The sequence below is a fragment of the Comamonas sp. NyZ500 genome (genome assembly GCF_016772095.1).
Lineage (GTDB): Bacteria > Pseudomonadota > Gammaproteobacteria > Burkholderiales > Burkholderiaceae_C > Comamonas > Comamonas thiooxydans.
In genome coordinates this window covers 57,280-83,840 of the sequence record NZ_JAEIJE010000001.1, presented here as the reverse complement: position 1 = coordinate 83,840, position 26,561 = coordinate 57,280, and the positions used below count along the sequence as shown (strand labels likewise).

Below are 26,561 nucleotides of genomic sequence, written 5' to 3'. Positions count from 1 at the left end.
CGTCTCAGGCCCTGGCCTGGGCGCGTTCCTTGATCTCGGCAAAATCCGCTGGCGGCCGGTGCAGATCCCAGCGCGCACCGGCCTTGACGATCTGGCTGGGCGTCTCGTGGCCTATCAGCGCCGGCAGGCTGCGCGCGGCCGCGACGATGCGGTCCAGGTCCGTGCCCGTGTCATAGCCCATGAGCTGCAGCGCATGCACGATCTCTTCGGTGCAGGCATTGCCCGATGCGCCCGGCGCATAGGGACAGCCGCCCAGACCGCCAATCGAGGCGTCGAAGCGATCCGCACCCGCAGCGATGGAGGCCAGCACATTGGCCAGCGCCATGCCGCGCGTATTGTGGAAATGCAGGGTCAGGCCCAGCTGCGGCCAGCGCGCCTTGAAGGCCAGGACCATGGAATGCACCTGGCTGGGATAGGCCATGCCCGTGGTATCGCACAGCGTGATGCCCTGCACGCCCAGATCGGCAAAGCGCTGCACCCAGGCCAGCACTTCGGCCTCGGCCACATCGCCTTCCATGGGGCAGCCGAAGCAGCAGGAAAGCGACACGTTGACGGGCGTTGCCGCCTGCTGCGCCGTCGCGATCACCTGCCTGAGTGCCTCGAAGGACTGGCTGCGCTGCATGCGCAGATTGCAGAGGTTGTGCGTCTCACTGACCGACATCACCAGATTGAGTTCGTCGGTCTGCGCATCGATCGCACGCTCCGCGCCGCGCACATTGGGCACCAGCGCCGTATAGACCGTGCCCGGCCGGCGCGCGATCTCGCGCATCACGATCTCGCCGTCGCGCAGGGCCGGTATGGCCTTGGGCGAGACAAAGGCGGTGACTTCGATCTTGGACAGGCCCGCCTCGGACAGCGCATTGACCAGTGCGATCTTGTCCTCGGTGGGGACAAAGGCCTGCTCCATCTGCAGACCGTCGCGCGTACCGACCTCGTTCATATGGATGCGGCGACCCGCACCGGTCCACACCTTCGTATTCAGGTCGGCGGCCATCATTGGACAATCCCCTTGGCGCGCAGCTGCGCGATCTGCTCGGCGCTCAGGCCGATCTCGGCCAGCACGGCATCGGTGTCGTCGCCCACATGGGGGGCGCTGCTGCGCACCGTGCCCGGCGTCAGCGAAAGCTTGGGCACCACGCCGGGCACCTGCAACTCGAAACCATCGCGGGTGCGCTGGGTCAGAATCATCTCGCGCGCCCGGTAATGCGGATCTTCGGCAATATCCTTGGCCGTGTAGACCTTGCCGGCCGGCACACGTGCTGCGCCCAACTCGTCCATCACCGTCTGCACGCTGCGCGCCTGCGTCCAGGCGCCAATCGCGGCATCGATCTCGGCCACGCGCTGGACGCGGCCCGCGTTGTCGGCCAGATCGGGCGCATCGGCCAGATCCTGGCGGTCGATGGCCGTCATGAGTCGCTTGAAGATGGAGTCACCATTGCCCGCCACCAGCACCCAGCCATCCTGGCAGGGATAGGCATTCGAGGGTGCAATGCCTGGCAGCGCACTGCCGGCGGCCTCGCGCACGGCGCCAAAGGCGCTGTACTCGGGGATCAGGCTTTCCATGATGTTGAACACGGCCTCATGCAGGGCCACATCGATCACCTGGCCGGGACCGCCGTTCACCTTGCGGTGGTACAGAGCCATCATCACGCCGATCACGCCGTGCAGGGCCGCCAGCGTATCGCCGATCGACACGCCCACGCGCACCGGCACCCTGCCCGGCTCGGCCGTCAGGTGGCGCAGCCCGCCCATGGCCTCGCCGATCACGCCGAAGCCCGGCAGATCGCGATAGGGGCCGGTCTGGCCGTAGCCAGAGATGCGCAGGATCACCAGGCCGGGGTTGATGACGTGCAGCTCCTCGGGCGACATGCCCCAGCCTTCCAGTGTGCCGGGACGGAAGTTCTCGACCAGCACGTCGGCTTCGGCAATCAGCTGGCGCGCCACGGCCTGCGCCTCCTGCTGGCGCAGATCGAGAGCGACCGAGCGCTTGTTGCGCGACTGCACCTGCCACCAGACGGAAGTGCCTTCCTTGATCAGACGCCAGTTGCGCAGTGGATCGCCCGCACCGGGCGCCTCGATCTTGATGACATCGGCACCAAATTCGCCCAGGGTCTTGCCACAGAAGGGACCGGCAATCAGCTGGCCCATTTCCACCACTTTCACCCCTTCCAGCGCGCGCGGCGTGACGGTCTGGGTTGCAGGGTCTTGGATATTCATCGTCGTCATCCGTTTGTCTCTTGATTGCTCTCTTGCTGTGCCGCTTTGCGTTGACCAACGCCAGGCAAAGCGGCTTTTCAATCATCTTGCCCTTGAAGAGCAGTCCTGCAAAACGCTGAAATGCGAAGCTGCCATCGCATTTGGGCATAGCCAGGACGGATAATGCAGTCCTCATGAAACTGGACCCGATCACCCTGCGTCTGTTTGTGGCCGTGATGGAAGAGAACGCCATCGCGCGTGCCGCGGCACGCGAGCACATTGCCCCCTCGGCCGCCAGCCGCCGTCTGGCCGAGCTGGAGGGTCAGCTGCAGCTTGAGCTATTCACACGCAGCAACCGGGGCAGCCAGCCCACGGCCGCCGCCTACGCACTGCTGAACATGGCGCGCGGCGTGCTCAACGAGCTGGACGGCATCGCCACGCAGATGAAGGGCTATGCCCAGGGCGGCGAGCAAGGCCTGCGCGGCCATGTGCGCGTGATGGCCAATATCTCCAGCATCACCCAGTTTCTGCCGGCCCAGCTGCAGAGCTTTCTGAGCCGGCACCCGCTGGTGGACGTGCGACTGCAGGAGCGCGTGAGCACCGATATCGCACGTGCCGTGGCCGACAACGAGGCCGACATCGGCCTGCTCAACAACGGCAGCTACGGCAGCAAGATCAGCCTGCGCCCCTATCGCCGGGATCGGCTGGCCGTGGTCATGCCCCAATCCCATCCGCTGGCCGGCGAGCACAGGCTGCGCCTGGAGCAGGTCATCGAGCATGATCTGATCGGCATGCATGCCGACAGCGCGCTCAACCATCTCATCACCCGCTCTGCCGCCGACCAGGGCCTGCAGCCGCGCCTGCGCATGAAGGTCACCGGCTATGACGCCCTGTGCCTGATGGTGGCCGCCGGTCTGGGCGTTGGCATTCTCCCCGAGGGCAGCGCCCATATCTACATGGGCGCACTGCCCTTGCGCTGCATCCGCCTGGACGAAGTCTGGGCCGAGCGCCAGCTCATGCTCTGCGTACGCTCGCAGGACGCACTCTCGCCCGTCGCGCAACTGCTGGTCGAGCACCTGTGCCAGAGCGCCTCAACCGATAAAAACTGAATCCATGCCTGATTTTTCACCCATGCCTCTGCCCGCCCCCGGGGCGCCCCATCCGTCGCTGTGCTGGGACATCTTCTGCCAGGTCATAGACAATTTTGGCGACGTGGGAGTGTGCTGGCGCACGGCCGCAGAACTCGCCGCACGCGGCCAGCAGGTACGCCTGTGGATGGACGATGCCAGCGCCCTGCAATGGATGGCTCCCCAGCCCTGGCCGCCCGGCCTGAGCGTCCATGCCTGGCCCGCGCAAGCCGCAGACGTTCCGGCGTCGATTGGCGATGTGGTCATCGAGGCCTTCGGCTGCGAGATTCCCGCGGCATTCGTGAGCGCCATTGCAGACAAGGCGTCGAAGAGCAAGCCTGCAGTCTGGATCAATCTCGAATATCTCTCGGCCGAAGACTATGTGGAGCGCTGCCATCGCCTGCCCTCACGCATCATGAGCGGCCCCGCCTCAGGGCTGACACGCTGGTTCTTCTACCCCGGCTTTACGGCAGCCACCGGCTCGCTGGTGCGCGAGCAGAACCTGGCACAGCGCCAGCAGACCTTCATGGCGCAGCGCGAATCATGGCGCCGCGCAGAAGGCATTCAGCATGACGAATGTGCCGTCTCGCTGTTTTGCTACGAGCCTGCCGCCCTGCCCCAGTTGCTCGCGCAGCTCTCGGACAAGCAGGCGCTCAATGCCAGGCTGCTGGTGACCCCGGGACGCGCAGCGACTGCCGTGCAGGCGCTGCCCCAAGCGCAGCAGATGCAGCCGGTCTATCTGCCAGCCCGCCCTCAGGCCCGGTTCGACGAAATGCTCTGGGCCTGCGACCTGAATCTGGTGCGTGGCGAGGATTCCCTGGTACGTGCGCTCTGGGCCGGCCAGCCCATGGTCTGGCAGATCTACCCTCAGCATGACAACGCCCACCACGACAAGCTGAATGCCTTTCTCGACTGGCTCCAGGCCCCGGACAGCCTCAGGCGCTTTCACCACACCTGGAACGGCATGACCGCACCGCAAACATTGCCTTTGCTCACACGCGAAATGCTTGATGAATGGGCCTGTTGCATCAGGGCTGCGCGAGCCGGATTGATGGAACAAACCGAGCTGATTGCGCAGCTTCAAGCTTTTGTCGCCGAAAAAAGCTAAAATCCACGTTTTGCCTCTCTGAGGGCAGTCGCAGCCGGTATGCCGAGCGATCTTGCTTTCGGGGTCGCGCCCCGCCGCGGTACATGCGGCAGGCCCCGCCGCCGCACCTTTGATGCGTTGCTTTCTCCAGCGACCATTGCGAACAGCTTGCCTGCCGTGTAGAGCGGCTCCAACCTTTCAAACGCAAGCAAGCCATGAAAATCGCTCAAGAAATCCGCGCAGGCAATGTGATCATGTTCGGCAAGGACCCCATGATCGTTCTGAAGACCGAATACGCTCGTGGCGGCCGTGGCGCTGCTACCGTGCGCATGAAGCTCAAGAGCCTGATCGGCAACTTCGGCACGGAAAACGTGTTCAAGGCCGACGACAAGATCGACAACGTGATCCTGGACAAGAAGGATTGCACCTACTCCTACTTCGCCGACCCCATGTACGTGTGGATGGACGAAGAGTTCAACCAGTACGAAGTCGAAGCTGAAAACATGGCTGACGCACTGAACTACCTGGAAGACGGCATGACTGCCGAAGTGGTGTTCTACGACGGCAAGGCCATCTCCGTCGAACTGCCCACCACCATCGTGCGCGAAATCACCTGGACCGAGCCCGCCGTCAAGGGCGATACCTCCGGCAAGGTTCTGAAGCCCGCCAAGATCGCTACCGGCTTCGAAGTGGCCGTGCCCCTGTTCGTGTCTCAAGAAGACAAGATCGAAATCGACACCCGCACCGGCGAATACCGCAAGCGCGTGTAATGTGGCGGCAGCTGCCGCAGCTGCTTCCCGGCAAAAGGCTTCCTTCAGGAAGCCTTTTTTCATTTCCGCCTCCGACAGCGGGATTACGCCAGCCCCTTCGTCTGCCGCGACACTCAAAACCGCTTCAGTCTGTGCAAGACTAAGGGCAGTCCATCCACTCCCACTGCCAATGACGCACTCCCTGCCCTGGCTGCAGCCCGAACAAGAATTTCCCCCCATCGATCAGACCTGGGGCGAGCGGGACCCCATTCCCGGGCTGCTGGCCGCCGGCAATACGCTGGATGCAGCACGTCTTCGCACTGCTTACAGCCAAGGCATTTTCCCGTGGTTCAGCGAGGGACAGCCGGTTCTCTGGTGGTCCCCCAACCCGCGCATGGCCCTGCATCCCGAGGAATTCCGCTTGCACCGCAGCCTGCGCAAAAGACTGCAGAAATTTCGCAATGATCCGCGCTGTGAAATTCGCATCGACAGCGCTTTTGCCACGGTGATGCAGCATTGCGCCCAGACCCCGCGCGATGGACAGAACGGTACGTGGATTGTGCAAAGCATCGTCGATGCCTATACCGAGCTGCATCAGCAGGGCGCTGCACACAGCGTGGAAACCTGGATCGACGGCCAGCTGGTCGGCGGGCTTTACTGCGTGGCGCTGGGCAGAGCGGTTTTTGGCGAATCCATGTTCGCACTGCAGACCGATGCCTCCAAGATTGCACTGTCGGCGCTGGTGGCCCTGTGCAGGGCTCATCAGGTGCCGCAGATCGACTGCCAGCAGGCCACAGCACATCTGTCTTTCATGGGCGCTCGAGAAGTCACAAGAGCGCAGTTCGCCCGGACCGTTCAAGCCCAAGCCCGGCTGCCCGATATGCAGTGGCAATTCAGCCCCATATACTGGGAACAGTTGCTAAGCCATACTGAGGCTTGACGCACCGCATCTGCAGCCGAGTCCGATCATGACGCACCCGAACGACCTCCCGCTACATGCCCTGCAGTTTTATGCCACGGCAGCCTATCCCTGCAGCTATCTGCCTGGCCGGCTGGCACGTTCTCAGGTCGCCACACCCAGTCACCTGATTCAGAACACCACCTATTCGGAACTGGTCACGCTGGGCTTCAGGCGCAGCGGCATGTTCACCTATCGCCCCTATTGCGACGGCTGCAAGGCCTGCGTTCCCCTGCGAATTCTGGCCCAGGAGTTTCGCCCCAGCCGCAGCCAGCGGCGCGCAGCAAAACAGCATGGGCAACTTGTCGCCTCCATTCAGCGCCTGCACTACTCCGACGAGCACTACCAGCTCTACCTACGCTACCAGCAGCACCGCCATAGCGGTGGCGGCATGGACAACGACAGCGTGGACCAGTACACGCAGTTTCTGCTGCAAAGCCGGGTCAACTCACGATTGGTCGAGTTCCGCGAGCCGGGCGCGAACGGCCAGCCCGGCACACTCAAGATGCTCTCCATTCTGGACGTACTGGAGGACGGGCTGTCGGCGGTCTACACCTTCTACGATCCGGAGGACCACGCCAGCTATGGAACCTTCAATGTGCTGTGGCAAATTCAGCAGGCCAAAGCCATGAACCTGCCTTATGTCTATCTTGGCTACTGGATCTCCGAGAGCCAGAAGATGCGCTACAAGGCCAGCTTTTTGCCCCATGAGATTCGCCAGGGCGAGCTATGGCAGCGCGTAGACAGGCAAAGCATTGTGCGCTCGCAAATTGAAGAGTGACGCTGCAAAAAACAGCACATGGATATATGAGCGGATGACATGGCTGCACGGCTGCAGCACCGCTAGAATGCCCTCATCCCGCAAAGTATCTCCAACGCATGAAAAAAGACGACCTATCGGCCTCCGCAAAGCCCAGCGTCCAGGTTCTGGAACGCATGTTCACGTTGATCGACGTGCTGGCATCGCGTGAGGAAGCGGTTTCTTTGAAGGAGATCAGCGAACGCACGGGCCTGCATCCATCGACCACGCACCGCATACTCAATGACCTTGCACTGGGCCGCTTTGTGGATCGCCCCGAATCGGGCAGCTACCGCCTGGGCATGCGCTTTCTGGAACTGGGCAACCTGGTCAAGGCCCGGCTGAACGTACGTGAAGTGGCGCTGACCCCCATGCGTCAGCTTTACAAGCAGATTCAGCAACCCATCAGCCTGTCCGTGCGCCAGGGCGACGAGATTGTCTATGTGGAACGCGCCTACAGCGAGCGCTCGGGCATGCAGGTGGTACGCGCCATTGGCGGCCACGCGCCTTTGCACTTGACCTCCAACGGCAAGCTGTTTCTGGCAGCTGACGATTCCCAGCAGGTGCGCGCCTACGCCATGCGCACTGGCCTGCCCGGCAAGACCCATTTCAGCATCACCCAGCTGGGCGACCTCGAACATGAGCTGGCCAAGGTACGCCAATACGGCATTGCCCGCGACAACGAAGAGCTGGAATTGGGCGTGCGTTGCATGGCAGCCGGCATTTACGACGACCAGAGCAAGCTGATTGCGGGCCTGTCCATCTCTGCCCCCGCAGACCGCCTTGACGAGAGCTGGGCCCCCAGATTGCAGGCCACGGTGCAGGAAATTTCCGTGGCGCTGGGTTTCAGCGGCACACGCCCTGCGCCGGCTCAAGCACCGGCCAACCCCTATAGCCGCAGCCAGCACGGCTGAATCTCTTCGCTCCAATGACAGGAGCGAGCTCATCTCGCAATCCGCAAAAGCGGCTGGGAAGGCCATTTCAGGTATTGATCCAATAAAAAAGCGCTACCGAGGTAGCGCATTTTTTGCTGACGGGCCTGGCCCTCTCGCCAGGCTCAACCACGGATACGGCTGGCAATCGTGTTGCTGGCCGTGGGGCCCTTGCTTTCCATCCAATGGCGCACTCGCTCGGCATCTGCCAGGCGGCTGAACTTGCCTGCGGAATCCAGGAACACCATGATCAGCTTGCGCCCGGCCACATGGGCCTGCATCACAAGGCAGCGTCCGGCTTCGGAGATATAGCCGGTCTTTTGCAGGCCGATATCCCAGTTGTCGCTCTTGACCAGACGGTTGGTGTTGTTGAACTGCAGCGTGCGGCGACCGACGGCCACTTCATAGCCGGGCGATGTGGAGTACTCGCGCATCAGCGGATCGGCATGAGCCACCGCCACCAAGCGCGCCAGATCGCGTGCGCTGGACTGGTTGCTGCTGGACAGGCCGGTGGGCTCCACATAACGCGTGTCCTTCATGCCCAGTTGCAGCGCCTTGGAGTTCATCAGTTGCACAAACTGCGCCAGACCGCCGGGATAAGTGCGTCCCAGGGCATGGGCAGCACGGTTCTCGCTGGACATCAGCGCCAGGTGCATCATCTCGGCACGCGTCAAGGTGGTACCGACACGCAGGCGGGAGCTGCTGTGCTTTTCGGTATCCACATCGTCCTGCGTGATGGTGATCATCTCATCCATGGGCAGGCGGGCCTGAGAGATCAGCAGACCGGTCATCAGCTTGGTCAGCGAGGCAATCGGCAGCACTGCCTGATCGTTCTTGCTCAGCAGCACCTCATGTGTGTCCTGGTCAATCACATAAGCCACGCTGCTTTGCAGATCCAGGGGATCCGAGACGGAGTGAAGACCCGCCATCTGCCCGTAGGACAGGCGTGCGGGCTCGACTGCCGTGGCAGCTGCTGCTGCCGCAACCGCAGCACTGGTGGCTCCTGCTCTGGCCAGACGCTTCTTGCCGCCGGTCTTCTCGTCTCTTTCGGCCTTGGCTGCTAGAGAAGTCTTTCCGCCCTTCTTGCTTGCAAGCTTGGCGTCTGCCTTTTCCGGCTTGCCTTTGGCGACCTTTGCGCTTTTGGGCTGCGCTGCGGCACGAACCTTGCCAGCCGGCTCCTTGGCCGCTTTCTTAGCCGAAGCTGCAGCAGCCACGGGCTTTTTGGAGTCTTTTTTGGGCGTCGCCGCATGCGCTGCCGGAGCAGCCAGAGCGCAGCTCAACAGAGCCAAAGACACCACCTGGGTGAGTTTTGCAAGGCGAAATGGACGCAGCAGCTGCATGCGATACTCCAGACAACAAGGTGTAAGGATTTAATTCAATCAAAAAAGTTGTGCAGCGACAAGCACTTACACAACCTTCTCGATAATCTGAGTGAAATTATAAATCCAGCAGTCAACCTTGTGCTGCAACAACTTCCTGATTGCTATGCAATTTGTTCAAAGCGCTCAGATATGCCTTGGCCGATGCGACCACAATATCGGGGTCAGCACCCACTCCGTTGACGATGCGACCACTGCGCTGCAGGCGCACCGTCACCTCGCCCTGACTCTCGGTTGAGCCGCTGATGGCATTGACGGAATACAGCACCATCTCGGCACCGCTCTTGACTTCGGACTCGATGGCCTTGAACGAGGCATCGACCGGACCATTGCCCTCGGAGCTGGCCTTGATTTCCCGGCCTGCATTGCTGAAGACCACGCTTGCATGTGGGCGCTCACCTGTTTCACTCTGCTGGGCCAGCGAAATGAACTGGAACTGATTGTCCTGGTGCTCCGCGCCTTCGGCATTCACCAGCGCCAGAATGTCCTCATCAAAGATCTCGCTCTTGCGATCCGCGAGCTCCTTGAAGCGCGTGAAGGCTTGGTTGATGGCAGCTTCGCTGTCCAGCTCCACCCCCAGCTCCTGCAGACGCTGCTTGAAGGCGTTGCGACCACTGAGCTTGCCCAGCACGATCTTGTTGGCCGCCCAGCCCACATCCTCGGCACGCATGATTTCGTAGGTGTCACGCGCCTTGAGCACGCCATCCTGATGAATGCCGGAGGCATGGGCAAAGGCATTGGCTCCCACCACCGCCTTGTTGGGCTGCACCACAAAGCCCGTGGTCTGACTGACCAGGCGGCTGGCGGCCACGATATGCTGGGTATCGATATTCACGTCGAGACCAAAGTAGTCCTTGCGCGTCTTGATGGCCATGACCACTTCTTCAAGTGAGCAGTTACCTGCACGCTCGCCCAGCCCGTTGATGGTGCATTCGATCTGGCGCGCGCCGCCGATCTTCACGCCCGCCAGCGAATTGGCAACCGCCATGCCCAGGTCGTTGTGGCAATGCACGGACCAGACGGCCTTGTCGCTGTTGGGAACGCGCTCGCGCAAGTTGCGAATGAACTCGCCATAGAGCTCGGGAATCGCATAACCCACGGTGTCGGGCACGTTGATGGTGGTTGCACCTTCCTTGATGACGGCCTCGATCACGCGCGCCAGAAAATCGGGTTCGCTGCGATAGCCGTCCTCCGCGCTGAATTCGATGTCTTCAATGAGATTGCGCCCGAAGCGCACCGCCTGCTTGGCCTGCTCCAGCACCTGCTCGGGTGTCATGCGCAGCTTTTTCTCCATGTGCAGCGGACTGGTGGCGATGAAAGTGTGAATGCGAGCGCGGTTGGCCCCCTTCAAGGACTCGGCCGCACGCGCGATGTCGCGGTCGTTGGCGCGGGAGAGCGAGCAGACCGTGGAATCCTTGATGGCACGCGCAATGGTCTGGATGGACTCGAAGTCACCATTGGATGCCGCGGCAAATCCTGCCTCGATCACATCGACCTTGAGGCGCTCCAGCTGGCGTGCAATGCGCAGCTTTTCATCGCGCGTCATGGAGGCGCCGGGCGACTGCTCGCCGTCACGCAAGGTGGTGTCAAAAATAATGAGCTGATCGGACATGGTGGGGACTCTCTATGTGATGGCGCCGGTAGACGCCTGTTTTGACTGGAGGATTGCCGACAAAAAAGCCGGTGCGCTTTTGGCGACACCGGCTTTGAACCTTTTATGCGGCTACCGCCTCTTCGGCGACAGCAGGGACGCGCTGCACTCCCGAGATGATGGCGCGCAACGAGGCAGAAACGATATTGGCATCGACCCCGACGCCATAGCAGACCTGAGCGTCATCCACGCGCAGCTCCACATAGGCAATCGCCTTGGCATTCGCTCCCTCGCCAATCGCATGCTCGGCATAGTTGAGCACGCGCACATTGCGACCGACGTTAGCCGACAGCGCCTGCACGAAGGCATCAATGGGGCCCGTACCTTCGCCTTCCAAAAAATACTTTTCTCCGGCGATCTCGATGTGGGAAGTCATATTGACCACGCCATCTGCCTCGCTCAGACGATATTGAGGCGGCTTGACAGTGTTGACCCCATATTCGCGCTGGAACAGCTCCCACAGATCCGCAGCCGACAATTCCTTGCCGCTGGCATCCATCTCGCGCTGCACGACCTGGCTGAACTCGATCTGCAGGCGACGAGGCAGCTGAAGCCCATACTCGCTCTCGAGCAGATAGGCAATACCACCCTTGCCCGACTGGCTGTTCACGCGAATCACGGCCTCATAGCTGCGACCCAGGTCCTTGGGATCGATGGGCAGATAAGGCATATCCCAGATATCGCCCTCCTTGTGGGCGGCGAAAGCCTTCTTGATGGCATCCTGGTGGGAGCCGGAGAAGGAGGTGTAGACCAAGTCACCCACGTAAGGATGACGAGGATGCACGGGCAACTGGTTGCAATGCTCAACCGTTGCACGGATATCGTCGATGTCGGAGAAATCCAGACCGGGGTTCACGCCCTGGATATACATATTGAGCGCCACATTCACCACGTCCAGATTGCCGGTGCGCTCGCCGTTGCCGAACAGACAGCCTTCCAGACGGTCCGCGCCAGCCATCAGGGACAACTCCGCTGCTGCCGTCCCCGTGCCGCGGTCGTTATGAGGGTGAACCGAGATCACCACGCTGTCACGGCGCTTGATGTTGCGATGCGTCCACTCCACCATGTCGGCAAAGATATTGGGCGTGGAATGCTCCACGGTGGTGGGCAGGTTGATGATGCACTTGTTCTCGGGCGTGGGCTGCCAGACGTCGGTGACGGCATCTATCACGCGCTTGGAGAACTCCAGCTCGGTGTCCGAATACATTTCGGGCGAGTACTGGAAGGTCCATTTGGTGTTGGGGTGCTGGGCCGCGATGTCCTTGAACATCTGGGCATTGGTCACCGCCAGTTCAACGATCTCGTCTTCACTCATATTCAGCACCACACGGCGCATCACGGGAGCCGTGGCGTTGTAGAGATGGACGATGGCGCGGGGCACGCCTTCGAGCGCTTCGAAGGTGCGGCGAATCAGATGCTCACGCGCCTGGGTCAGCACCTGCACGGTCACGTCGTCGGGAATGCGGTTTTCCTCGATGAGCTTGCGCATGAAGTCAAACTCGATCTGCGAGGCCGAAGGAAAGCCGACTTCGATTTCCTTGAAACCGATCTTCACCAGTTGCTCGAACATGCGCACCTTGCGCTCGATGTCCATGGGCTCGATCAGAGCCTGGTTGCCGTCACGCAGATCCACGCTGCACCAGACCGGAGGCTTGGTGATGACCGCGTCGGGCCAGGTGCGATCGGTCAGACGCACGGGGGCGAAAGCGCGGTATTTGGTGGAAGGGTTTTGCAACATGGTGAGTCTCTTTAGTCGAAATTAGAGGAAATTGAACCCAGCTCCAGCGACGCCCAAAAGCAAAAACGGCCCGTCGCTGATGCTACGGGCCGCCAAGTAGGGTGTGTTTGTACGCGCGCGCTACTTTCTCTGCCCGTTGGACATTAGTAGTAGAGCTAGCGACAGGTTTTGCATGCGGCTCACTTTAACACAAGAAAAGTTGACAGGGCCAGGATTTTTTGGGGCCGCGCTTCAATCGTCGTGCAGACCACGCTCATCGGGCTCGTCCTTGGAGGTCGCCACAATGCTGACCTGCTCCCCCTTGGCACGGCGCCAGACATAGATCACATAGCCCGAGACCGAGTAGCCGACAAACACCAGGAAGAGCATGGTTGCAGGCTCGATGCTGACCACGGCCATCAGCAGGGCCACCACCACCAGCGAGACGAACGGCATACTCTTGGCGCCGCCGATGTCCTTGAAGCTGTAATAGGGAATATTGGTGACCATGGTCAGACCTGCGAACAGCGTGATGGCGAACATGATCCAGGACAGATCGGCCCTGTCCGTGGGATAGCCGCCGAACCAGGAAATCACATCGCCGAAGATGGGCACATCGCGGTGGGAAACCATCAGGGCACTGGTCAGCCAGATAAAGCCCGCAACCAGGGCCGCAGCCGCAGGCGAAGGCATGCCCTGGAAATAGCGCTTGTCCACCACGGCCGTATTCACATTGAAACGCGCCAGGCGCAATGCGGCGCAGGCGCAATACACAAAGGCGGCAATCCAGCCCCAGCGCCCCAGGGGACGCAAGGCCCATTCATAAGCAATCAGCGCGGGCGCAGCACCAAAGGACACCATGTCGGAGAGCGAGTCCATCTGCTCGCCGAACGCGCTTTGCGTGTGCGTCATGCGCGCCACGCGACCGTCCAGGCTGTCGAGCACCATGGCGCAGAAAACGCCCACGGCCGCCAGTTCGAACTTGTTGTTCATGGCCATGACGATGGCGTAGAAACCGCCAAACAGCGCTGCCAGCGTGAACAGATTGGGCAGCACATAAATGCCTTTGCGCGGCTTGCGCGGCATTCCACTCAGATCGGCAGAATCATTGCTGTTTTGCATCAAACAGACCTCCAGTGCTTGCATGTCAAATGCATGCAGCTATTAAAACGATAGTATTTCAAGCATGGCCATCATGACCATGTCCCTGCCACCAGTGTACCCGCCACACAGATCGCCTCCGGAATGAAAAAAGGCCACCTCGAAGGTGGCCTCTTGCCCAAGCGCAGTCATCCGGCTCGCGCCGAATGACTTGCCTGCATTAGTTGCGGGTCTGGTCGACCAGCTTGTTCTTGGAGATCCAGGGCATCATGGAGCGCAGCTGGCCGCCCACTTGCTCGATGGCATGGTCGGCATTCTGGCGACGACGGGCAGTCATCGAAGGATAGTTCAGACGACCTTCGCTGATGAACATCTTGGCGTATTCACCGCTCTGGATGCGCTTGAGGGCGTTGCGCATGGCCTTGCGGGATTCTTCGTTGATGACTTCGGGGCCGGTCACGTACTCGCCATACTCCGCGTTGTTGGAGATGGAGTAGTTCATGTTGGCGATGCCGCCTTCATACATCAGGTCAACGATCAGCTTGAGCTCGTGCAAGCACTCGAAGTAAGCCATTTCGGGAGCGTAGCCAGCTTCGGTCAGCGTCTCGAAGCCCATCTTCACCAGTTCCACGGCACCGCCGCACAGCACGGCCTGCTCGCCGAACAGGTCGGTCTCGGTTTCTTCCTTGAAGTTGGTTTCGATGATGCCGCCCTTGCCGCCGCCGTTGGCGGAAGCATAGGACAGGGCCACGTCACGAGCCTTGCCGGACTTGTCCTGGTAGATGGCGATCAGGGAAGGCACGCCGCCGCCCTTCAGGTATTCGGAGCGCACGGTGTGGCCGGGGCCCTTGGGGGCAACCATGATCACGTCCAGATCGGCGCGGGGCACGACCTGGTTGTAGTGCACGTTGAAGCCGTGAGCGAAAGCCAGGGTAGCGCCGGACTTGATGTTGGGCTCGACGTTGTTCTTGTACACCTCGGGGATGTTCTCGTCGGGCAGCAGGATCATGACCACGTCGGCAGCCTTCACCGCGTCGTTCACTTCCATCACGGTCAGACCGGCCTTGCCGACCTTGTCCCAGGAAGAGCCGCCCTTGCGCAGACCGACCACAACCTTCACGCCGCTGTCGTTCAGGTTTTGAGCATGTGCGTGGCCTTGGCTGCCGTAGCCGATGATGGCAACAGTCTTGCCCTTGATCAGGCTCAGGTCACAGTCCTTGTCGTAGAAAACTTTCATGATGGCTCCAGGTCTCTTATCTTGAGGGGGTTAAAAAGGTTTGTTCAGATTCAAAAGTGGTGCAACGCAGCCATTAGACACGCAGAATGCGTTCGCCGCGGCCAATACCCGAGGCGCCCGTGCGAACGGTCTCAAGGATGGCAGTGCGATCAATGGCTTGCAGGAAGGCGTCGTTCTTGGACTGGTCGCCGGTCAGCTCCACGGTGTAGCTCTTCTCGGTCACGTCGATGATGCGGCCGCGGAAGATGTCCGCCATGCGCTTCATTTCCTCGCGTTCCTTGCCCACGGCACGCACCTTGACCATCATTAGCTCGCGCTCGGTGTAGGCACCTTCGGTCAGGTCCACCACTTTAACCACTTCAATCAGTCGGTTCAGGTGCTTTGTGATTTGCTCAATCACATCGTCCGAGCCCGTGGTCAGGATGGTCATGCGCGACAGCGAGGGGTCCTCGGTCGGTGCGACAGTCAGGGATTCGATGTTGTAGCCACGGGCGGAAAACAGGCCCACGACGCGCGACAGTGCTCCAGGCTCGTTCTCGAGCAGCACGGCAATAATGTGTTTCATTGGGAGATTCCTCTTTTCGCCGCCCTCCCCCGACACCGGTAAGTGCCAGGCTCGGCGGACAATAGATTCGTCAAAACGCTATTTAAAATATAGCTGCTTGTGCTTGATATGTAAGTGCTTGAAGCCGATTTCTTTCAAAACCGGCTACCCGGCATCACAGATCGTCGGCGCCCAGCAGCATTTCCGTGATGCCACGGCCGGCTTGCACCATGGGGAACACGTTCTCGGTCGGATCGGTGCGGAAGTCCAGGAAAACCGTCTTGCTTTCCTCGCGCACGATACGGCGCGCCTCGCGCAGCGCAGCCTCGACATCGGCAGGCTTTTCGATCAGCAGGCCACGATGGCCAAAGGCCTCGGCCAGCTTCACGAAGTCGGGCAGCGAATCCATGTAGCTGCTCGAGTAGCGACCCGAGTATTCAATTTCCTGCCACTGGCGCACCATGCCCAGGAAGCGGTTGTTCAGCGCACAGATGACCACCGGGGTGTTGTACTGCTTGCAGGTGGCCAGCTCCTGGATATTCATCTGGATCGAGCCTTCGCCCGTGATGCAGAAGACTTCGGAGTCCGGCTTGGCCAGCTTGATGCCCATGGCGTAAGGCAGGCCCACACCCATGGTGCCCAGACCGCCGGAGTTGATCCAGCGACGGGGTTCATCAAAGCGGTAATACTGGGCAGCCCACATCTGGTGCTGACCCACATCGGAGGTGATGTAGGCGTCGGCATCCTTGGTCATGTTCCACAGTGTGTCGACCACGTACTGGGGCTTGATGACTTCGGTGTTGGACTTGTCGTAGCTCAGGCAGTCGCGGCTGCGCCAGCCTTCGATGGTGTTCCACCATTGGCCCAGAGCTGCCTCATCGGGGCGCTGTGCCGACTCGCGCAGCATAGCGATCAGCTCATTGAGCACGTCCTTGACATCGCCCACGATGGGCACATCCACCTTCACGCGCTTGGAGATGGAGGAAGGATCGATGTCGATATGGATGATCTTGCGCTCCACCGACATGAAATGCTTGGGATTGCCGATCACGCGATCGTCAAAGCGCGCACCCACGGCCAGCAGCACATCGCAGTTCTGCATGGCATTGTTGGCTTCGATGGTGCCGTGCATCCCCAGCATGCCCAGGAACTTCTTGTCACTGGCCGGGTAGGCGCCCAGGCCCATCAGCGTATTCGTGACCGGGTAGCCCAGCATGTCCACCAGCTGACGCAGTTCGTTGCAGGCATTGCCCAGCAGCACGCCGCCGCCGGTATAGATGTAGGGGCGCTTGGCCGTCAGCAGCAGCTGCAGAGCCTTGCGGATCTGGCCCGCATGTCCCTTTTTGACGGGGTTGTACGAGCGCATTTCCACTTTTTCAGGATAGCCCGTGTACAGCGCCTTCTTGAAGGACACGTCCTTGGGAATATCCACCACCACGGGGCCGGGACGGCCGGTGCGGGCGATGTGGAAAGCCTTTTTCATGGTCTCGGCCAGCTCGCGCACATCCTTGACCAGGAAGTTGTGCTTGACGATGGGACGAGTGATGCCCACGGTATCGCACTCTTGAAATGCGTCGGTACCGATGTAATTGGTCGATGTCTGTCCCGCGATCACCACCATGGGGATGGAGTCGGTATAGGCGGTGGCAATGCCCGTCACCGCATTGGTCAGACCGGGGCCGGATGTCACCAGCGCCACGCCCACTTCACCGGTGGCACGCGCAAAACCGTCGGCTGCATGCACGGCCGCCTGCTCGTGGCGCACCAGCACATGCTGAATGCTGTCTTGCTTGTAGAGCGCGTCGTAAATATAGAGAACTGCCCCACCAGGGTAACCCCACAGGTGCTTGACACCTTCAGCCTGAAGAGACTTGATGAGGATTTCGGAGCCCATCAGTTCCTGGGCGCCCTTGGGGGACGATGCGGCGGCTGCAGAGGCCAGCTCGGCTTTGGAGATTTCCATGATCAACCTTTGTGAATTTCTCTAACGAAAAACCTTCGGTGCCCTTAGCCTGAAGCCCTTGTGAGGCCGGTTTAGGACTTAAGACCACATGCCATGGACGTTTGTGTGTACGCCGGACCGTGATCCGTTTGCTTCTTTAAGTTGAAGATCATTATCGCACTGCAACAAGACCTTCAAATGCAGTACACAAAAAAACATCATCGGATGCGATAATCTGCCGCTTTCGCCACTACCTAACTCCCGCTTTCTCCAGGGTTACTCTCTCTTGGCCACAGAACAAGAACTGTCTGCATTCCTCAAAGACGTTGAAAAGCGCGCCTTCAAACGCAGCGTTTTCCATGTCCGCGACGAGGAGGCCGCCCTGGATATCGTGCAGGACAGCATGCTCAAACTGGCCCAGCACTATGGGGACAAACCGGTCAATGAACTGCCCATGCTGTTCCAGCGCATTCTGTCGAACAGCACGCTGGACTGGTTTCGCCGCCAGAAGACCCAGAAAGCCGTTTTCACTCACTTCAGCGACCTGGAGTCTTCCGTAGACGGGGACAGCGACTTCGACTGGCTGGAAACCTATGCCACCAACAGCGACGAATCCGCCGCCAGCAACGCCGAGAGCCTGACCGAACGCAAGCAGACGCTGCAAAGCATAGAAAAAGAGATACAGGAGCTGCCTGCGCGTCAACGCGAGGCCTTTCTCATGCGTTACTGGGAAGAGATGGATGTCGCAGAGACTGCTGCCGCCATGGGTTGCTCTGAAGGCAGCGTCAAAACCCATTGCTTCCGCGCCATTCAAACATTGAGCAAGGCACTCAAGGCCAAAGGAATCGAGTTATGAAATCCGCGCCCACCCTCCGGCAAGAACAGACCGCCGACCGCATCGCCCGTCAAATCACTGCCCGACTGAGCGAGGGCGAAGCCTTGCTCCCTTACGAAATCACCGAGCGCCTGCGCGCCTCCCGCGAGCAAGCCGTGTCTGTACGTCGCCGCGAAGCGTCTGTGCTGCGCGTTCAGACCAGTACTGCAACATCCGCCCAGGGCAGCACCCTGACACTGGGCAGCCCCGATGAGGGTAGCGGCTGGTGGCGCACTCTGGTCTCGGCCATCCCCGTTTTTGCACTCATTGCGGGCCTGGTAATCTACAACTCCGACACCGAACAAAGTATGCTAAGCGAAGTCACCGAGGTCGATACCGCCTTGCTGACCGATGATCTGCCCCCTGCCGCCTACTCTGACCCTGGTTTCATCCAGTACCTCAAGACCTCGGCAGCCACCCCATCAGAACACTAAACAGCCTGCCACCTCTGCCTTGATGCCCACTGAGAAGCGCTCCCTCCTGAAACCCGACAACACCGCCGCCATCATGGCGGCGCTGTTGTTGGTGGCCTTGAGCTGGACAGGATGGAATGTCGTACAGCAAGTCAGGCTGGCGCCCAGCTCCGTGCCCCCCGCCACGGTAGCTGCATCCAGATCCATGCATGCAGACCCGTCCACGCGCCAAAGAGCCTCAGCACAGGCCTCGGGCCCACGCTGGGGCGAACTCAGCAGCCACCAGCGCGAGATTCTGCTGCCGCTGCAAGAGCGCTGGGCCATGATCGGCTCGGTACAGAAGCGCCGCTGGATTGCCCTGGCGGATGGCTTTGACAAACTCAGCGAGCGCGAACAGCAAAAGCTTCATGACCGCATGGAAGCCTGGTCCGGCCTGAGTGCCGCCCAGCGCAACCAGGCCCGGCTGAATTTCGCCATTACCAACAAGCTCGCGACTGACAAGCAGGCCCAGTGGGAGGCCTACCAGGCTCTGAGCGATGAAGAAAAGCGACTGCTGGCTGCCCGCGCCACTCCCAAGGTGGTAAGCGCCGCACCGGCCATCAAGCCTGTGCCCTCCAAGAAGCTGGCGCGCATTCCTGCTGCCACGGCCTCCCCCAATACGGTGCCGAATCTGCCCAAGATTCCACCCGCAACCATTCATCACCCACCACCGCCCGTGCCCGCAACACCAGCCATGGTGGAGACGCACCCCATCCGTACGCCCTCGGTGATTGTGGAGACGGCTCCCGTGGACATTCCTCGCGCCACCCCGATCACCCTGCCTCCGCTGGATGCTCCAGGTCAAGACGCGCACCAATGACAGTGTCGGTGCGGCAACCGAGCGCCAAGCCCGCTGACCTGAGCCCTACAATGCCCTCATGCAGCAAGACACCCGGCCGGCAGCCTCATCGACTCCTGACTTCATAGCACCAAGCCTGCGTCGCCGTATGGCTTGCTGGCTTTATGAAGGCATGCTTTTGTTTGGCGTGGTGTTCATCGCCGGCTATTTGTTCGGCACGCTGTCGCAGACGCGCAATGCACTCGACAATCGGCATCTGCTGCAGGCCTTCATGCTGGTGGTGCTGGGGATTTACTTTGTCTGGTTCTGGAGCAAGGGCCAGACACTGGCCATGAAGACCTGGCATATCCGCGTGGTCGATACCCAAGGCCGCCCCCTGACGCAAACCCGCGCCCTGCTGCGCTACGCAGCCAGCTGGATGTGGTGGCTGCCACCGCTGGCCCTGCTCTACCCGCTGGGCCTGCCGCCACTGGAGGTGCTGGTGCTGCTCATGGGCTGGATTCTGATCTGGGCGCTGCTGAGCCGCTTTCACCCGAGAAAGCAGTTCTGGCACGACGCCTGGGCCGGCACCCAGTTGGTGCATCAGGCCCCCACTCCCAAACGCATCCGCTGACCCATCCTCCCCCATGAGCACCTCCTCACCCGACCCCGTCAACCCGCAAAAAAGCCGCACCGGACTGTCCCGGGTGCTGCATGCCGGCGGCTACTCGCTGGCTGGCCTCAAGGCCGGCTGGCATGAAAAAGCCTTCCAGCAGGAAGCCGTCTGCGCATTTGTCATGATCCCGCTGGCTTTCTGGCTGGGCCAGAGCTGGGAGCAGACAGCGCTGCTGGCTGGCACCGTCATCCTGGTGCTCATTGTGGAATTGCTCAATACCGGCATAGAGGCAGCCATAGACCGTATCGGGCCCGAATGGCACGAGCTTTCCAAGAAAGCCAAGGACATGGGCAGCGCCGCTGTATTTCTGGCCCTGTGCCTTTGCGGAGCCGTCTGGGCTGCCGCTCTTTATCACCGTTTCATCGTATGACTCAACCCGCTTTTTCCATTTGCGTGTACTGCGGCTCACGCCCCGGCACCAACCCTCAATTCACCGAAGTCGCCAAGGCCGTGGGCCAATGGATAGGCTCGCGCGGCGGCCAGCTGGTCTATGGCGGTGGACGCAGCGGCCTGATGGGCGTGGTGGCCGAAGCCACGCAACAAGCTGGCGGCCGCGTCGTCGGCATCATCCCTCAGGCACTGGTCGACAAGGAACTGGCCAACCAGGCCTGCGACGAGCTGCACATCGTCAAGAACATGCACGAACGCAAGGCCATGATGGCCGAGCGCAGCGATGCCTTCGTGGCCCTGCCCGGCGGCATCGGCACGTTTGAAGAGCTGTTCGAAGTCTGGACCTGGCGCCAGCTGGGCTACCACGACAAGCCCATCGGCATTCTCAATGTGGATGGCTATTACGACGCCATGCTGCAGTTTCTTCAGTCCTGCGTGGGCAACGGCTTCATGGGCGAGTGGCAGATGGGCCTGGTCGAAAGCAGCAGCGACACCTCGGCCCTGCTGCAAAATCTCGTCCAGAATGCCGGCAGCCAGCTGGATACACCGCCTCTGCGCTCGGTAATCTGAGCCCTGGAAAACACTGCAGGGAGGCATCCGCCGACCCGTAGCGCTGCCTGCAGTGCGCACACCCGGCCCCGGACCATGAAAAAAGCCAGACTCAAGGTCTGGCTTTTTGCCTGGGGCGCATGACTGGGGCGCGACATGGCGACTTAGACAGCAGTGTCGTCCAGCTCGCCCGTACGGATGCGCACCACGCGCTCCACGGGAGTGATGAAGATCTTGCCGTCACCAATCTTGCCGGTGCGCGCGACGTTGACGACGGCATCCACGCAGCGGTCCACGTCCTCATCTCGCACCACGACTTCGATCTTCACCTTGGGCAGAAAATCGACCACATACTCCGCGCCACGATAGAGCTCGGTATGGCCTTTCTGGCGGCCAAAACCCTTGACTTCGGTCACGGTCAGACCATTCACCCCACACTCGGCCAGGGCCTCGCGCACTTCCTCTAGCTTGAAGGGCTTGATGACGGCAGTAATCATTTTCATGGGGCTGGTTCCTCAATGGATTGAAATCGGCAAAACACCGGAGGCAGAACCTCAGGCGCGAAATTTGTTGGTGATGGGGTAGCGCCAGTCCTTGCCAAAGCTGCGCATTGTCAGACGTGGACCGACCGGCGCCTGGCGACGCTTGTACTCGTTGATTTGTATCAGACGTGTGACCCGCTCCACATCCGCAGACGCAAAACCCTCGGCGACGATGGAGCTTATGCTCTCGTTGTTTTCCATGTAACGGGACACGATGGCATCCAGCACCTCGTAGTCCGGCAGGCTGTCCTGATCCTTCTGATCGGGGCGCAGCTCGGCGCTGGGCGGACGCGTGATGATGCGCTCGGGAATGGGGTCGAGCCCCGTGCCGAAGGGATCGTTGGCATTGCGCCAGCGTGCCAGCGCAAACACCTCGGTCTTGAACACATCCTTGATGACGGCAAAACCGCCGGCCATGTCGCCGTACAGCGTGCAGTAGCCGGTGGACATCTCGCTCTTGTTGCCCGTGGTCAGCACGATGGAGCCAAACTTGTTGCTCATGGCCATCAGCAGGGTGCCGCGAATACGGGCCTGCAGGTTTTCCTCGGTCGTGTCTTCGGCGCGTCCGGCAAAAGTGCCAGCCAGCGCGGCCTTGAAGGCTTCGAACTGCGGCGCGATATCGATCTCTTCGTGCTGCACGCCCACGCGCTCGGACATTTCGCGCGCATCCAGCCAGCTGATATCGGCCGTATAGGGCGAAGGCATCATGACCGTGCGCACCTTGTCTGCGCCTAGAGCATCCACGGCAATGGCCAGTACCAGGGCCGAGTCCATACCGCCCGACAGGCCGATGAGTGCGCCCGGAAAACGGTTCTTGCCCACATAGTCGCGCACGGACAGCACCAGCGCCGACCAAAGCGCATGGTGGTGGTTCAGCTGGGGCTTGACTTGCCCCATCAGCGTCACGCATCCATCCACCAGCTGCGCGGCAACCATGGGCAGCTCTTCCTCGAAAGCTGCCGCGCGAGCCGACACCTGACCGCTGGCGTCCACCGCAAACGAGCAACCGTCGAACACGACCTCGTCCTGGCCGCCCACCAGATGGGCATAGACCAGGGGAACCGCGTTTTCCATGGCGCGCTGCGCAATCACCGCCTCGCGCTCCAGGGGTTTGCCGCTATGGAACGGCGAGGCATTGATGACGGCCAGCAACTGGGCGCCTGCGGCCACGGCCGCCCGCGCAGGGCCGGCATGCCAGGCGTCTTCGCAAATCAGCAGTCCGATCTGGATGCCGTCCAGCTCGAAGACACAGCTTTTCTCACCGGCCGCAAAGTAGCGCTGTTCGTCAAACACGCCAAAGTTGGGCAGCAGTTGCTTGAAATAGCGCGCAATCTGCTGACCATCGCGCAGCACGCTGGCAGCGTTGAACAGTTTCTCACCTTGCTCATCGCGCTGCGGGTGACCGATGACCAGCGCCAGCCCCGGCCATTGGGCACTGGCTTGCTGCAACTGCTGCAGGGCCGCATCGCAGGCTTCCAAAAATGCCGGACGCAGATACAGGTCCTCAGCCGCGTAGCCACACAGGGCAAGCTCGGGCGTGAGCAGCAGGCGGGCACCGTTGGCATAAGCTTCAGCAGCAGCGGCGATGATTTTCTGGACATTGCCAGAGAGGTCTCCCACAACAAAATTGCGTTGGGCACAGCAAATGGAAAGCGTCATGAAAAGCAAGCTAGGCGGTGAGGCCACCAGCCCCCGCGACAATCAGGGCATGGCCGAAAACAAGATTATCACTCGCGTGCTTGCCAGCTTGCAGCAGCTGGACGCACAAACCTGGAATGTGCTGCTGGCCTCTCAATCCACGCCCACGCCCTTCATGCGCCACGAATACTTGGCAGCCATGGAGCAAAGCGGCAGCGCCACGCCCGATACCGGCTGGATCGCCCGGGTCATCACCGTCTGGGACGGCGATGAGTTGCTGGCGGCCTGCCCCCTCTATATCAAGACCCACTCCTACGGCGAATATGTGTTTGACTGGGCCTGGGCGCGCGCCTATCAGCAGCATGGCCTGCCTTACTACCCCAAGGGATTGCTGGCCGTCCCCTTCACGCCCGTGCCAGGCTCCCGCCTGCTGGCACGCAGCCAGGCACTGCGCGTGGCGCTGGTGCATGCCGTCCAGGCCTGGGCAGCCGAGCAGCAGCTGTCATCTCTGCACCTGCTGTTTGGCGATGCCGACGATCTTGCTGCCTGCGCCGCAGCCGGCTGGATGCAGCGCAGCACAGTGCAGTTTCACTGGACGAACACGCCGCCCGCGCCCCCCGCTGCGGGCGGCACTCTGCCCGCCAGCATGCAGACCTGCGCCGGCACTGCGACAGCACCGTCCCGCTGGAAGGACTTCGACGACTTTCTGGGCTCGCTGAACCAGGAAAAGCGCAAAAAAATCCGCCAGGAGCGACGCAAGATACGCGAAGCCGGCGTGAGCTTCAAAGCCATGCAGGGTAGCGACATCGGTGCGCAGGACTGGTCCTTCTTCTACCGCTGCTATGAGCGCACCTACCTGGAGCATGGCAACCCGCCGTATCTGACACCGGAGTTCTTTGCCTCCATGGCCTCGGCCATGCCCGAGAACTGGGTGATGTTCATCGCCGAGCGCAACGGACAGCCTGTCGCCTCAAGTTTGATAGCTATTACCGATTTTCAGCAAACGATTTCGGAATCAAAACCATTGTTTTTTGAGGATGGACAATCGCAAGCAGCTATTAATAACAAGGCGGCCTATGGTCGCTACTGGGGCGCTCTGGAGCGGGTCGACAGCCTGCATTTCGAAGCCTGCTACTACCAGCCCATCGAATGGTGCATCGCCAACGGCTTTACCCGCTTCGAAGGCGGTGCCCAGGGCGAGCACAAGATGGCCCGCGCGCTGCTGCCCGTGGAAACACCGAGCGCCCACTGGGTGGCCCATCCCGCTTTTGCCGATGCCATCGAGCGCTTCCTGCTGCGCGAGAGCGAAGGCATGGCCCAATATGTGGAAGAGTTGCAATCCCATAGCCCGCTGCGCAAGGCCTGAAGGTGGAGACAAAAAAAGGCCGCTTTGCAGCGGCCTTGAAGCTCAGACTCCAGGAGACATTCAGAAGGTTTCCCAGTCATCCTCATCCAGCGAGGACTTTTGCACATTACGGGCAGTAGCGGATTCGCCAGCAACCGCGCCCCCCATCAAAGAGCGCGGGGCTGCCGGCATGGGGGCAGGACGGGCAGCCACACGACGGACAGGTGCCTGACGCGCCGGGGCGGCGGCGGCGACCACGGCCGGCGCCGCAGCACGGGCTGCAGCCTTGGGTGCCTGGTCATAAAGCGCACTGGCAGGCAACTGGAAGACCGCCACAGCCTGAACCAGATCCTGCGCCTGCTTGCGCAGCGCACCGGCGGCAGCAGCACTTTCCTCCACCAGCGCCGCGTTTTGCTGCGTCGTCTGATCCATCTGCGTCACCGCCTCGCCAACCTGGGCCACACCCTGGCTCTGCTCCTGGCTGGCGGCACTGATCTCGGCCATCAAATCCGTCACCCTGCTGATCGCCGACACGATGTCGGCCATGGTGGCACCGGCCTTGTCCACCAGTTGCGTGCCCTGCTCCACCCGCTGCACGCTGGTGCTGATCAAGGCCTTGATTTCCTTGGCTGCCTCGGCACTGCGCTGGGCCAGGGTACGCACCTCGCCCGCCACCACGGCAAAACCACGGCCCTGCTCACCGGCGCGCGCTGCTTCCACGGCCGCATTCAGCGCCAGGATATTGGTCTGGAAGGCGATGGAGTCGATGACGGTGATGATGTCGGCAATCTGCTGGCTGCTGTTGTTGATGCCCTTCATGGTTTCCACCACTTCGGCCACCACGGCACCGCCCTGCGCTGCCACCTGGGAGGCATTCATCGCCATTTGATTGGCGGCACGGGCGTTGTCGGCGTTCTGGCGCACGGTAGAGCCCAGCTGCTCCATGGAGGCGGCGGTTTCCTCCAGCGCACTGGCCTGCTCCTCGGTGCGACCGGAGAGATCAGCATTTCCCGAGGCAATCTGCGAACTGGCCGAGGCCACGCCTTCCGCGTTCTGGCGTACCGAGCGCACGGTCTGCACCAGACTGCTTTGCATACGCTCCAGGGCGCCGAGCAAGCGGCCTGTTTCGTCCTCTCGCTCCACGCGGATGACGCCGCTCAGATCCCCATTGGCCACACGGTCCGCGGCCTGCACCGCCTGCTCCAGCGGCGCACGGATGGAACGCACCAGCCAAATGCCAGCCCCTGCAGCCACCAGCACCGCAATCAAGGCTGCCAAGGCAAGCATGCTAACAGCCCGGTCGTAAACCTTCTCCGAAGCCAGAGTCTCGCCCCTTGCCACATCGCCGTTGAACTTGATCAGCTTTTGCAGAGTCGCCGAAGACTGGTCATAGAGCTTGAGAGATTCGCCTCCCAGCAATTGCTTGGCCTGCTCTTTATCGCCTCGACGCGAAATTTCGAACAGTTGCTTGTTCAACTCGACGTAGCGCTCCCGTTCGCGCAGGAACTGCGTGTAGAGCTCGCGCTCCTCGGCAGTGACAATCAAAGGTTCATAGAGCTTTTTTGCCTCCGCCAAGTGTTTCTGCAATTGCTCGAATTGAGCTTCCACCTGAGCCATATAGCCGGGCTCGTCATTATTGACATGCCGCAACTCGAGCAAGCGGGTACGCGCCAGGTCGGTATTGAGTGTATTGATCACTTCCACACTGGGCAGGGCATTGCCGGTGATGGTTTCGGCGCTGGAGCGCATGGAGCGCAGCTGCAGCAATGCCATGGCAACCACCACGACCAGCAGCAAGACCAGAACCCCGAACGTACCGAGAATCCGCGTGGAGATTTTGATGCTTTTCATTGATTGCACCTCCCTCTATTACCAATTAGTTTTTATAAATACTTCTT

At 61.0% G+C, this 26,561-nt stretch carries 25 protein-coding genes; 13 read left to right on the top strand and 12 right to left on the bottom strand.

The window, feature by feature from the left end; genetic code table 11:
- Positions 1 to 4: 4 nt before the first annotated feature.
- On the bottom strand, positions 5 to 997 hold the full coding sequence (locus JAO85_RS00410; RefSeq protein ID WP_202787214.1) for a hydroxymethylglutaryl-CoA lyase: 993 nt from the start codon (positions 995 to 997) through the stop codon (positions 5 to 7).
- A complete protein-coding gene (locus JAO85_RS00405; RefSeq protein WP_012837815.1) occupies positions 994 to 2,226 on the bottom strand; it encodes a CaiB/BaiF CoA-transferase family protein in 1,233 nt (410 codons plus the stop codon). The genes JAO85_RS00410 and JAO85_RS00405 overlap by 4 nt, the downstream gene beginning before the upstream one ends.
- A gap of 164 nt (positions 2,227 to 2,390) precedes the next feature.
- Between JAO85_RS00405 and JAO85_RS00400 the strand changes: the two genes are divergently transcribed.
- From JAO85_RS00400 to JAO85_RS00375, 6 genes are all read left to right on the top strand, one after another.
- Positions 2,391 to 3,305: a LysR family transcriptional regulator gene (locus JAO85_RS00400; RefSeq protein WP_012837814.1), complete on the top strand. Its 915-nt coding sequence runs from the start codon at positions 2,391 to 2,393 to the stop codon at positions 3,303 to 3,305.
- A gap of 4 nt (positions 3,306 to 3,309) precedes the next feature.
- Positions 3,310 to 4,431 (top strand): elongation factor P maturation arginine rhamnosyltransferase EarP, encoded by a 1,122-nt coding sequence (gene earP / locus JAO85_RS00395; RefSeq protein ID WP_202787213.1) that lies wholly within the window; start codon positions 3,310 to 3,312, stop codon positions 4,429 to 4,431.
- Between the two features lie 194 nt (positions 4,432 to 4,625).
- Entirely contained in the window at positions 4,626 to 5,180 is a 555-nt protein-coding gene (efp, locus tag JAO85_RS00390) for an elongation factor P (protein WP_003056627.1), read from the top strand.
- Positions 5,181 to 5,349: 169 nt separating this feature from the next.
- On the top strand, positions 5,350 to 6,099 hold the full coding sequence (gene aat, locus JAO85_RS00385; RefSeq protein ID WP_012837812.1) for a leucyl/phenylalanyl-tRNA--protein transferase: 750 nt from the start codon (positions 5,350 to 5,352) through the stop codon (positions 6,097 to 6,099).
- Between the two features lie 28 nt (positions 6,100 to 6,127).
- Positions 6,128 to 6,898, top strand: coding sequence for an arginyltransferase (locus JAO85_RS00380; RefSeq protein ID WP_202787212.1), 771 nt, complete (start codon positions 6,128 to 6,130; stop codon positions 6,896 to 6,898).
- A 98-nt stretch (positions 6,899 to 6,996) separates the two neighbouring features.
- A complete protein-coding gene (locus tag JAO85_RS00375) occupies positions 6,997 to 7,830 on the top strand; it encodes an IclR family transcriptional regulator (protein WP_003066249.1) in 834 nt (277 codons plus the stop codon).
- A 143-nt stretch (positions 7,831 to 7,973) separates the two neighbouring features.
- Here the strand turns inward: JAO85_RS00375 and pbpG are convergent, their stop codons facing one another.
- The 7 genes from pbpG to JAO85_RS00340 form a co-directional block, all read right to left on the bottom strand.
- Positions 7,974 to 9,188: a D-alanyl-D-alanine endopeptidase gene (pbpG, locus tag JAO85_RS00370; RefSeq protein ID WP_202787211.1), complete on the bottom strand. Its 1,215-nt coding sequence runs from the start codon at positions 9,186 to 9,188 to the stop codon at positions 7,974 to 7,976.
- A gap of 112 nt (positions 9,189 to 9,300) precedes the next feature.
- Positions 9,301 to 10,839, bottom strand: coding sequence for a 2-isopropylmalate synthase (locus tag JAO85_RS00365; protein ID WP_012837810.1), 1,539 nt, complete (start codon positions 10,837 to 10,839; stop codon positions 9,301 to 9,303).
- Between the two features lie 103 nt (positions 10,840 to 10,942).
- On the bottom strand, positions 10,943 to 12,616 hold the full coding sequence (gene leuA, locus JAO85_RS00360; RefSeq protein ID WP_003066243.1) for a 2-isopropylmalate synthase: 1,674 nt from the start codon (positions 12,614 to 12,616) through the stop codon (positions 10,943 to 10,945).
- A gap of 231 nt (positions 12,617 to 12,847) precedes the next feature.
- On the bottom strand, positions 12,848 to 13,717 hold the full coding sequence (gene pssA / locus JAO85_RS00355) for a CDP-diacylglycerol--serine O-phosphatidyltransferase (protein ID WP_003056635.1): 870 nt from the start codon (positions 13,715 to 13,717) through the stop codon (positions 12,848 to 12,850).
- Between the two features lie 199 nt (positions 13,718 to 13,916).
- Positions 13,917 to 14,933 (bottom strand): ketol-acid reductoisomerase, encoded by a 1,017-nt coding sequence (gene ilvC, locus JAO85_RS00350; RefSeq protein WP_003056637.1) that lies wholly within the window; start codon positions 14,931 to 14,933, stop codon positions 13,917 to 13,919.
- A gap of 73 nt (positions 14,934 to 15,006) precedes the next feature.
- A complete protein-coding gene (ilvN, locus tag JAO85_RS00345) occupies positions 15,007 to 15,498 on the bottom strand; it encodes an acetolactate synthase small subunit (RefSeq protein ID WP_003056638.1) in 492 nt (163 codons plus the stop codon).
- A 154-nt stretch (positions 15,499 to 15,652) separates the two neighbouring features.
- Positions 15,653 to 17,440 (bottom strand): acetolactate synthase 3 catalytic subunit, encoded by a 1,788-nt coding sequence (locus JAO85_RS00340; protein WP_003066236.1) that lies wholly within the window; start codon positions 17,438 to 17,440, stop codon positions 15,653 to 15,655.
- A gap of 265 nt (positions 17,441 to 17,705) precedes the next feature.
- Between JAO85_RS00340 and JAO85_RS00335 the strand changes: the two genes are divergently transcribed.
- The 6 genes from JAO85_RS00335 (at position 17,706) to JAO85_RS00310 (ending at position 21,159) form a co-directional block, all read left to right on the top strand.
- On the top strand, positions 17,706 to 18,275 hold the full coding sequence (locus JAO85_RS00335; protein ID WP_003066234.1) for an RNA polymerase sigma factor: 570 nt from the start codon (positions 17,706 to 17,708) through the stop codon (positions 18,273 to 18,275).
- A complete protein-coding gene (locus JAO85_RS00330) occupies positions 18,272 to 18,727 on the top strand; it encodes a DUF3619 family protein (RefSeq protein ID WP_087864541.1) in 456 nt (151 codons plus the stop codon). Before JAO85_RS00335 ends, JAO85_RS00330 begins: the two co-directional genes overlap by 4 nt.
- A gap of 22 nt (positions 18,728 to 18,749) precedes the next feature.
- Positions 18,750 to 19,565 carry a DUF3106 domain-containing protein gene (locus JAO85_RS00325; RefSeq protein WP_003066230.1) on the top strand — a complete coding sequence of 272 codons (816 nt, stop codon included), beginning with the start codon at positions 18,750 to 18,752 and terminating at the stop codon, positions 19,563 to 19,565.
- 127 nt (positions 19,566 to 19,692) lie between these two features.
- Positions 19,693 to 20,157: an RDD family protein gene (locus tag JAO85_RS00320; RefSeq protein ID WP_003066228.1), complete on the top strand. Its 465-nt coding sequence runs from the start codon at positions 19,693 to 19,695 to the stop codon at positions 20,155 to 20,157.
- A gap of 13 nt (positions 20,158 to 20,170) precedes the next feature.
- Complete coding sequence (locus tag JAO85_RS00315) at positions 20,171 to 20,569, top strand: diacylglycerol kinase (protein WP_087865019.1); 399 nt, start codon at positions 20,171 to 20,173, stop codon at positions 20,567 to 20,569.
- Positions 20,566 to 21,159: a TIGR00730 family Rossman fold protein gene (locus JAO85_RS00310; RefSeq protein ID WP_012837805.1), complete on the top strand. Its 594-nt coding sequence runs from the start codon at positions 20,566 to 20,568 to the stop codon at positions 21,157 to 21,159. The genes JAO85_RS00315 and JAO85_RS00310 overlap by 4 nt, the downstream gene beginning before the upstream one ends.
- Positions 21,160 to 21,302: 143 nt before the next feature.
- On the opposite strand, the gene JAO85_RS00305 is transcribed toward JAO85_RS00310, so the two are convergent.
- Positions 21,303 to 21,641 (bottom strand): P-II family nitrogen regulator, encoded by a 339-nt coding sequence (locus JAO85_RS00305; RefSeq protein WP_003056652.1) that lies wholly within the window; start codon positions 21,639 to 21,641, stop codon positions 21,303 to 21,305.
- A gap of 51 nt (positions 21,642 to 21,692) precedes the next feature.
- Positions 21,693 to 23,339: an NAD+ synthase gene (locus JAO85_RS00300; RefSeq protein WP_202787210.1), complete on the bottom strand. Its 1,647-nt coding sequence runs from the start codon at positions 23,337 to 23,339 to the stop codon at positions 21,693 to 21,695.
- Here JAO85_RS00300 and JAO85_RS00295 point away from each other — a divergent pair.
- Positions 23,338 to 24,684 carry a GNAT family N-acetyltransferase gene (locus JAO85_RS00295; RefSeq protein ID WP_202787209.1) on the top strand — a complete coding sequence of 449 codons (1,347 nt, stop codon included), beginning with the start codon at positions 23,338 to 23,340 and terminating at the stop codon, positions 24,682 to 24,684. The two genes, JAO85_RS00300 and JAO85_RS00295, sit on opposite strands and share 2 nt — an antisense overlap.
- 60 nt (positions 24,685 to 24,744) lie before the next feature.
- On the opposite strand, the gene JAO85_RS00290 is transcribed toward JAO85_RS00295, so the two are convergent.
- Positions 24,745 to 26,514 (bottom strand): methyl-accepting chemotaxis protein, encoded by a 1,770-nt coding sequence (locus JAO85_RS00290; RefSeq protein WP_012837802.1) that lies wholly within the window; start codon positions 26,512 to 26,514, stop codon positions 24,745 to 24,747.
- Positions 26,515 to 26,561 lie beyond the last annotated feature (47 nt).